Source organism: Candidatus Eisenbacteria bacterium (assembly GCA_030017955.1).
Classification (GTDB): domain Bacteria; phylum Eisenbacteria; class RBG-16-71-46; order JASEGR01; family JASEGR01; genus JASEGR01.
Genome location: JASEGR010000032.1, coordinates 23,055 through 32,147, shown reverse-complemented (window position 1 = coordinate 32,147; position 9,093 = coordinate 23,055). Strand labels below are relative to the sequence as shown.

Sequence of the window (9,093 nt, the reverse complement as noted above, 5' to 3'; positions counted from 1 at the left end):
TTCTATGCCTCAAGACCAGAGTCCGGTTTTCAACTTTAAATAGTCCGGTTTTGAATTTTAACTGACAACACCTTGACTAAGATTGACTTCCACATCCGGGGCAAGTAGAATCGTTATCCATTGTGAAAAAGATCCTTCTTAGGTTACTTGTTGCACAAATTCTTGTTTTTCCCTTCTTGAGCTGTCTCCTGCCTCGCGGAGCCGCATTGGCTTCAGACAAGGTCTCCATTCCAAGATCGCTTTTCCCGCCGAGCCAGCCTGCATGGGCGTTCAAGCAGGGTATTCCTCCCGGCACGCCTTTCAGCAGATCCATACTTGAAAAGAAGCGGATGGAGAGGAAACTTGCGTTTGAGAAGAAAGGGATTCATCTGACCGACCTGCAGTTATCTGCATTCCCGGAGACTCTCAGGGTCCTTGGGATAAGGGTAGAATTCCAGGAAGACAATGACCCTCATTCAACCGGAAACGGCAAGATGGACTTCGTGGGATACGGAGACCCTCTTCTTCCGGACGGAGGGAAGAACCTCCTCTACGATCCCCCGCACACAAAAATATACTTCGAGAGGCAGTTTGACGCGCTGAGAAACTACTACCAGGCTGTCTCCGGAGGGAGGCTGAGACTGAGTCCGGACACGACCTGGGAAGGCGGAAAACTCGAAATCATCGGTACCGTCATGCCCGCCGCGGAATCGCTTAGCTACACCCTTCCTCACCCCTTGGGCTACTACAGCGATTACGGACAAAACCTGGTCAGCGGTGACGGTTATAGATGGGGGTTTGGTCTTGGCGCTCTTCTTGTGGATGCCATATACCAGGCGGAGCAGGACGTGCCGTCATTCAAGGCGTATGACGGGATTGTCCTCTTCCATGCAGGTTCAATGCTTCAGGTGAGCGGATCTTTCCTTCCGTATCCGCCATATGACCTGCCTGCCGTTACCATCTTCGATTTTCAGCCGCCGCTCACAGCCCATGCCGGGGCAGATACAATTTGGGGCGGCTCAATCGTCGCCGAGAAGGCGAGGTTTGAAGACGTATTCTTCGGAATACAAGGGACTCTTTGTCACGAATTCGGTCATCAGCTGGGCCTTCCGGATCTTTACGATGTTTCCTACCAGTCTGTCGGTGTCGGCGAATGGGACCTCATGTCAGACGGTGGATATCTCGGTCAGGGTTTCATTCCGGGGCAGCCTTCAGCCTGGGTCAAGAAGTTCCTGGGCTGGGTGACTCCGAGAAAGATTGATAGTGCCGTCGATTCGACAATCACACTAAGAGCGGTCGAACTCTACCACCCCGACAGCTCGGTTGTTCAAATTCCTGTAAACGGCCACGAATATTTTCTTATTGAAAACAGGCAGAGCAACCTCAAAGGGACGGTTGTCGATACAGTCTTCGGGTTGATGAAGAATGGAGTCCTCATCCTCGTTGACGAATACGATGCATTCCTGCCCGGGTCAGGGCTTCTTATCTGGCACATTGATGAAGACATCATTTACGGGAATTTCCAGGAAGTTCAGGCAGGGGCTATCAAGGGCGTTGACCTTGAAGAGGCCGACGGCATTCAGGATCTTGAATATTGGAGGGGTTCACCGTACGACAGCTACGGCAGCCCGTTTGACCCGTTTTTTCTTGGAAACAACCGGTCATTCGGGGACGCGACTGTCCCTAACTCAAAGACGAACAACGGGGCATTTACCTATATTTCGGTTAGCGATATCAGCAGGAGTGACACGCTGATGACATTCCGGCTCAATACCGGATGGAGAAAAAGAGGATTCCCGGTTGAATCCGCCGGCGCATTCACAATGAGCTCTCCCGCTTTCTACGACCTTGATGGCGACGGAAAACCGGAGGTAGTCTCGGCAGCCTCGGACGGGAGGGTCTACGCCTGGAGGCCGGATGGTTCCAAGTTCATAGCAAACAGCGATTCGCTTTCTTATTATGTCAAAGCCGGAAGGGACAGCGCACTCATCAAAGTGCCGCTTGCCGTGATTGGTGAGACATCGGGAGCCGTGTTCTCTTCGGTGTCTATCGCTGACATCGATGGAGACGGCATTCCGGAGATCTGCACGGGCGATACGGATGGGAAGCTCTATGTCTGGAAGGCAAAGGATGCCGACTCGAATGGCAGAGCCGACTCTCTGAGCGGATTTCCGGTGAAGACGGACGGAATGATTGTCTCATCGCCCCTTCTCTCGGATTTGGATGGGGACGGGAAGATGGAAATCATCTGGGGTTCAGACGACTCCAAGCTTCATGCCTGTGATTTTACCGGCGCGGTGCTCCCGGGTTTCCCCGTGTATCTCGGACGTGAGGTAAGGGCGACGCCTTCATCTTACGACATTGACGTGAACGGGAAGAAGGAGATCATAGCGGTCTCGGGTGATGGAAGGGTCTTCTTCGTGAAAATGGACGGAACTCAATATCCTGGAAGTCCGCACCTGACTCCGAGGCTCGGACTTGCGAGCTCTTCTCCATCGATCGGCGACATCGACAGAGATAACGTGCCTGAAATTATTTTCATAACTCCTGAGAACACGCTGACCGCAGTAAAAATCTCAGGAGCCGTTGCGGCCGGCTGGCCGGTTTCGCTTTCGGGAGACCCATTTCAGAACCTGTACGTCATTCCGTCGCCTGCGCTCGGCGACGTTAACAATGACGGTTTTCTGGACGTAGTGGTGGCATCAGGGAAAAAACTCTACGCGTTCAACCATAATGGCACCCATGTAACCGGATTCCCGATCGAAATCTCCAGCTCCGGGGAGATTTCTTCGTCACCCATAATCGTTGACGTTGACGGCGGCCTCGGGATCATTGTTGGCTCGCCGGATGGACTTATTCACGGCTTCAAAGGGGACGGCAAAAAGCTCCCCGGCTTTCCCCTCACGTGCGGCGGACCTGTCAATTCGACCCCGGTGTTCGGCGACCTTGATGGAAACGGGAAACAGGAGCTGGGAGCGGGCAGCGATGATGGGTTCTTCTACCTTTGGGAGCTTCCCTTGAATAGCGCAGGAAAATCACCCTGGCCGACATTTCTACAGAACTCAGCGAGGAGAGGTTACTACCCCGATTCGCTTTTCCCATCGCCAAAGGTTCTTCCCGAATCCCCGCTTGTCGAGAACCTTTACTGCTATCCCAATCCAACCTCGGCGGGGACAAAAATAAGGTTCTTCTTGAACAAGAATGCGACTATTGAAGCAAGTGTTCTCACGGTCTCAGGCGGAGTCGTCTGGAAAGAGACCAGAGATTTCGCAGGAGCGACGGATAATGAATTTGCATGGGACGGTACCAAAGCAGTATCCGGTCTTTATCTTGTTCGAGTAGAGGCCCGCTCAGGAGGAAAGAAGGAGGTTTACATGAGGAAACTTGCAATCCTGAGATAGAGACTTCGCGTTTCCGCAACCTTCAGGAATGAGTTCCCCGCCCGGATCCACCGACTTCCCTGCTGTTTCAGTCCCAATCAGATTAAGCTTCGGATTTCTAACTGTTTTGCCGATAACTATGCCGAAAGGAAACACTTATGCCTGAAGAACTCACCCAGTTGAAGCGGCTTGAAGGCGAGGCCAAGTCGGCCGCGACAAAGTACGAGGCAGTTTTTGAGTATTCGACAAGTGGCTCCGCAATCGTGCGCGGTGACACAACTCTTGAGTCTGTTAATGCGGAGTTCGTGAAGATCTTTGGGTATTCAAAAGAAGAAATAGAAGGAAAGATGATGATCACCGACTTCCTTCCTGAGGCAGAGAAAAAGAGGATTCTTGGATATCACAAAGGGAGAAGGTCCGGCGACTCTTCCATCCCGAATGAATATCAATTCACGTTTCTGACGAAGTCAGGAGAAGAAAGGCTAGCCAATATAGCTGTAAGGCTTATTTCTGGAACAGACAAGTCAATTGCCTCAATCAGAGACATCACGGTCGAACGAACATTGCAGGAGGAGCTCATCAGAAAAAACAGAGACCTCTCTGTACTTTATTCGCTTGCTGATACAGCAAGCCAATCCCTGGACCTGGACGTAATCTTGAATGAGGGATTGACAAAGGTGGCCTCGGCCATGGGCACCGAAGCAGCAGCACTCTACCTTCTCGACGAAGACGGGCAGAAGCTTAGTCTTGCCGCTCAAATAGGCATTCCTCCACGGTTGGCAAAGGAAGCTTCAGTGCTCAATATTGGAGAAGGTATAGCTGGAAGGGTTGCCCAGTCCGGGAAGCCGGAGGTTGTGGAGGACCTTGCGTCCGACAGCAGACTCACCGCTCCTCATGCCAGGGAGATCGGCGTAAGAGAGTATGTTTGCGTTCCCTTGAGCGCAAAAAACAGACTCATCGGGGCACTCTCCTGTGGAGGTCGGAAAGGACTCAAGTTCTCCAGGGAGGACGTTGAGCTCCTCAGTTCGATGGGCACGCAAATAGCAATTGCGCTTCAAAATGGAAGACTCTTCAGCGAGAAAGAGAGGAAGATAGCTCAACTCGCGGCACTCAGCCGGATTGGGCAGGCAATAAGTTCGACGTTGAGACTGGATGAGCTCCTCGACCTCATCCACAAGCAGGCCGGGACACTCATGGATGCCTCGAGTTTCTATATCGCCATATTCGACCAAGAAAGAAACGAAATCCAGTTCCCAATCTACATCGACGAAGGAACAAAGAGAGAGAGAAAGACACAACGAAAGTTCGCAAACGGCCTTACCGAGCACATAATAAGGACTGCTAAACCGCTAAACATACCGTGTAATGTTGAGCAGAAATGCATTGAACTTGGAGTTGACGCTATTGGCCGCAATGCCCAGTCGTGGTTGGGCGTTCCTATGTTTTCGGGCGAGAGAGTGACCGGAGTGATGTGTGTCCAGAACTACACAAAGGAACGCGCTTACTCGTTCGAGGATTTGGAGCTTCTCTCGACTCTGGCGAGTCAGGCAGGCGTAGCGATTGAGAACGCCGGGCTATTCGAGGAGTTGAAGCTGGCATATGAGAATCTCAAGTCTACCCAGGATGAACTGGTGAAATCTGAAAGACTGGCAGCGGTGACACAGACCGTGATTGCCCTCAACCATGCCATAAACAACCCACTTGCATCTATCGTCGGCAATTCCCAGTTTGTATCGATGACTAAAGAGAAGTACGACGCGAGCGTTGTGGAGAGAATGAAGAAGATTGAGAAGGATGCTCTGAGGATAAAGGAAGTAACCGAGAAGATGGCCCGCCTGATAGAGGCCGCAGTAACGGAATACCCTGGCGGCCAAAAGATGATAGATGTTGAAAGCTCAAGGACAAAAGAGACAAGCGGCGTCAGCTAGTGTGCCGTCCCAGAGATAACTCTAGGCAGTTTTCCTTGCGGCCCTAATCCCTTTCTGCACTGCATCTGACTTGAGGCAGTTCGTGCACACATCAAGCTTTCTCACCTGGCCGTCAATGATAACCCGTACTCTCTGAAGATTCGGAAGCCATCTTCTCTTTGTAACGTTGTGTGCGTGACTCACGGCACTTCCGAACTGCCCGCCTTTTCCGCAAATATCGCATTTCTTAGCCATCACATTCTCCTTCTTTGCGCCTCAAGTATTGTCACATCAAGAAACTTGTCTGTCCGGCTTTGTATTCTTATCGAAGCTCTCATTAGAATAGCACACCCTGCCCGAAATGCAATAGCCCAGAGCTTGCCGAGAATCATGAGGGCAAGCTTCGGTTCGTTGACCTTGTGAACCTGTTGGTGTAGCTTGGGGACGCGATCCGCAAAGTTGATCTCACGGAGGGAGCGCTGTGGAAAAGCTGTTGCAGCCTGCTCAATACTTGAAAGGAGTGGGGCCGAAAGTCGCTTCCATCCTCATGAAGCTCGGGATATTCACGGTTGAGGATCTTCTCTACTATTACCCGCGTGACTACATAGACCGCTCGAATCTGAAGCCGATTTCGAGTCTCAGGCCGGGAGAGAAGGCGGCAACAGTGGGGAGAGTGCTTTCGTTTTCAGTTCGAAGAACGAGCCAGGGAAGACGCGACTTTGTCCTCTATCTGGGTGATGAAGAAGGTGAGATTGAGTGCGTCTGGTTTAATCAGCCGCACCTTGAGAGGGTCTTCAAGGCAGGCCAGACCGTAGTTCTCTACGGCGAGGTCGTCCTATTCAGGGGCATTCAGATGAAGAGCCCCGTCTATGAGGTAGTCAAAGGAGAGTCAACGGAGCTTATCCACACCGGGAGGATAGTCCCCAATTATTCACTTACTGCGAACCTGAGCCAGAAGTTTCTGAGAGGCCTCATAAAGCGGGCGCTGGACGACCTAATCGGCGAGACCAGGGAGCATCTCCCGCGCGGGATACTGGAAAAGAGGAAACTTCTTCCTCTGGGAGAAGCTCTGACACAGATACACTTTCCTCTTTCGTCCGAAGATCAGATGAAGGCCAGAGAAAGGCTTGTGTTTGATGAATTCTTCTTCCTTGAGGTCGTTCTTGCGAGAATGAGAAATGAGCATGAAGCCCTGACGAAATACATGAAGCTCGGGATACCACAAGATGTCTCCCGGACCTTTCTGAAGAAACTTCCTTTTCGCCTTACTGAAGCTCAGAAGAGAGTGATACGTGAGATTGAATCAGACATTCGTGGTCCGAGACCAATGAATAGGCTTCTTCAGGGAGACGTCGGCTCCGGGAAAACGGTCGTTGCAATCTACGCATGCTTGAGGGCCGTTGAAAACGGGTATCAAGCTGCGTTCATGGCCCCGACCGAGATTCTCGCATGGCAGCATTTCGCAACAATCAAGAGACTTACTTCTGGACTTGGCGTACGAATCTTCCCGTTGACCGGGGAAACAGAGGCCAGGGAGAGAAAAGAGATGAGTGATGTCCTCGGGAGGGGAGAGCCGGTCCTTGTCGTTGGCACGCATGCTCTCATTCAGGAAGGGGTCGGATTCGGAAATCTTGGGCTCATAGTTGTTGATGAGCAGCACCGCTTTGGCGTCAGGCAGAGGCTCGCACTGAGGGAGAAGGGAGTTTCCCCCGACACTCTTGTGATGACTGCAACGCCGATTCCCAGGACACTTGCGCTGACTCTCTATGGCGATCTCGACATATCGCTTCTTGACGAGATTCCGCCGGGGAGAAAGAAGATACTTACAAAGGCAACCTCTGTCGAGAATCGGGAAAAGGTCTACAGGTTCATTGGCGATAAACTGTCCCATGGACACAAGGCCTACCTGGTGTACCCGGTCATTGACGAGACTGAAAGGACCGACCTGAGAGCTGCCGTTGAGATGTCGGGCGCTCTGAAGAAGAATCCGCTCTTCAAGAAAACTGAGATCGGACTTCTTCATGGACGAATGAAGAGGGAAGACAAAGACAAAGTCATGGAGCAGTTCAGGACAGGGAAGATCAAGCTCCTCGTTTCGACTACTGTGGTGGAAGTTGGAATTGATGTTCCCGATGCCACAATAATGGCTATTGAACACCCGGAAAGGTACGGCCTTTCTCAACTCCACCAGCTCCGCGGCCGCGTGGGTCGCGGGGAAACGAAGTCCTACTGCATTCTGATCGGAGAAGAAAGTAGTCTTGGCAGGCTCAGAATTCTTGAGGAATCATCAGATGGATTCAAAATTGCCGAGGCTGACCTTGCGATGAGGGGGCCAGGCGACATCCTTGGGACAAGACAGCACGGATTGCCGGAGCTCAGAATTGCAAGCCTGACAGCTGATTTTGGCATCTTGACCGAGGCAAAGGAGGATGCGTTTCAACTTATTGAGAAAGATCCGGCGCTTGCAGATTCAGACCATCAGATCCTGCGGAAAACGCTTGATAGGAGAATAGGCCAGGCCTCAAAGTTTGCCGATACCGCCTGACACTCAGAGCTTCTGCATGACTCTTTTCCGCTTCATGTAGACAAAAAGTGCGGCAGCAAGAAACCAAAGCACCAAACCGACGAATCTCAGAATATCTTTTCTTTCGATACGTTCGACGGACAGCCCGACAAATACCGCCGAAATGAGGAACAGAGTCCTCATTGAAAAATCTCTGGTCCCGAAGACCCGTCCTCTGATTCCTTCGGCCACTGATTGCTGGATCGTCGTCTCGCTGGTAATGAATATCGGAGATATTGCAGCCCCCATAAGAAAGACTATCAGAGTCATTTGGAAAAAACTGCCGGCGAATGTAAAGAGGAAGATTGAAATTCCGAGAATAACGAATCCTCCTGTGATTATGTGACTCCTCGTGAGCTTTCCTCCGTAGCGGACCATCAGAATCGAGCCAAAAATCGCGCCGCACCCCAACGCCCCAAGAAGAAATCCCATGGCTTGTGTGATTTCACCAGAAACCTTTCTCACAAGGGCGGTTCCCCCGACAAGAAGGGCAGCTCCTCCGGCCATTGGAAAGATGAAAGAAAGAATGGAAATTCTTACGCTCCTGTTCGATCTTATCGTTCTCCATCCCTCTACTATTTCCAGAGCCGCCCTCCTAAGCTCTGCAAGAAGCCGGACCTGCCTTCTGTCGGAGGGGATTCCATTTGCCGCCAGGTTCGGGCTCTTCGCCGGGTGATACCTTATGAACGAGATTGCAGCAACAGAAAACATAAATGAAAGCGAATCAAGATAAAGCGCGAATCTCCAGCCGGCTTTTGCAACTATGAAACCGCCCAACGCAGAGCCCAGGATTGTTGCGGATATTGCCCCGAAAGAGGCAACCGAGTTTGCCTGAAGAAGCCTCTCTTTTTGAACAAGCTCCGGCAGGATCGCCGAACGTGCAGGCAGGAAGAAGACATTCATCGTGTAGAGCAGAAACACGACGCCATAGACCGGATAGAGTGAATCCGAGAGCGTCCTCGCGAATGGAATAAGTATCACGAGCCCCGCTCTTATCAAATCGCACGACATGAGGACCCTTTTTGTATTCCATCTGTCAACGAGGACTCCTATGAATGGCCCAAAGAGGATTGCGGGCAGCAGGATGAATATGGTCAGCTTCGAGAGCTCAAAGGAGGATCCGGCAATCCTGAATTCCTGAGTTTCCTGCGATATGAGGCCGAAGAGAGCGAGGCTATTGAGCCTGTCCCCGAATATTGAGACGAACTGTCCTGTCCAGAGTGCTGCGTAGTCGAGGTTTGCAAAAAGTCGTGGCTTCAATCTG

General features: G+C 51.6%; 5 protein-coding genes. 3 read left to right on the top strand and 2 right to left on the bottom strand.

Features of this window, described 5'->3' with window-relative positions; translation table 11 throughout:
• Positions 1–206: 206 nt before the first annotated feature.
• Positions 207–3,380 carry an FG-GAP-like repeat-containing protein gene (locus tag QME66_06950; GenBank protein ID MDI6808702.1) on the top strand — a complete coding sequence of 1,058 codons (3,174 nt, stop codon included), beginning with the start codon at positions 207–209 and terminating at the stop codon, positions 3,378–3,380.
• 137 nt (positions 3,381–3,517) lie between these two features.
• Positions 3,518–5,287: a GAF domain-containing protein gene (locus tag QME66_06945; GenBank protein ID MDI6808701.1), complete on the top strand. Its 1,770-nt coding sequence runs from the start codon at positions 3,518–3,520 to the stop codon at positions 5,285–5,287.
• 21 nt (positions 5,288–5,308) lie between these two features.
• Here the strand turns inward: QME66_06945 and rpmB are convergent, their stop codons facing one another.
• Positions 5,309–5,521, bottom strand: a complete 213-nt coding sequence (gene rpmB / locus QME66_06940; GenBank protein ID MDI6808700.1) for a 50S ribosomal protein L28 — start codon at positions 5,519–5,521, stop codon at positions 5,309–5,311.
• 226 nt (positions 5,522–5,747) lie between these two features.
• Between rpmB and recG the strand changes: the two genes are divergently transcribed.
• Positions 5,748–7,811, top strand: coding sequence for an ATP-dependent DNA helicase RecG (recG, locus tag QME66_06935; GenBank protein MDI6808699.1), 2,064 nt, complete (start codon positions 5,748–5,750; stop codon positions 7,809–7,811).
• 3 nt (positions 7,812–7,814) lie between these two features.
• Here the strand turns inward: recG and QME66_06930 are convergent, their stop codons facing one another.
• A complete protein-coding gene (locus QME66_06930) occupies positions 7,815–9,089 on the bottom strand; it encodes an MFS transporter (GenBank protein MDI6808698.1) in 1,275 nt (424 codons plus the stop codon).
• Between the last annotated feature and the right edge of the window lie 4 nt (positions 9,090–9,093).

Excerpts from the sequence above, each read along its gene's own strand:
- QME66_06945 (MDI6808701.1), top strand. The coding sequence starts at position 3,518 with ATGCCTGAAGAACTCACCCAGTTGAAGCGGCTTGAAGGCGAGGCCAAG.
- rpmB (MDI6808700.1), bottom strand. The coding sequence starts at position 5,521 with ATGGCTAAGAAATGCGATATTTGCGGAAAAGGCGGGCAGTTCGGAAGT.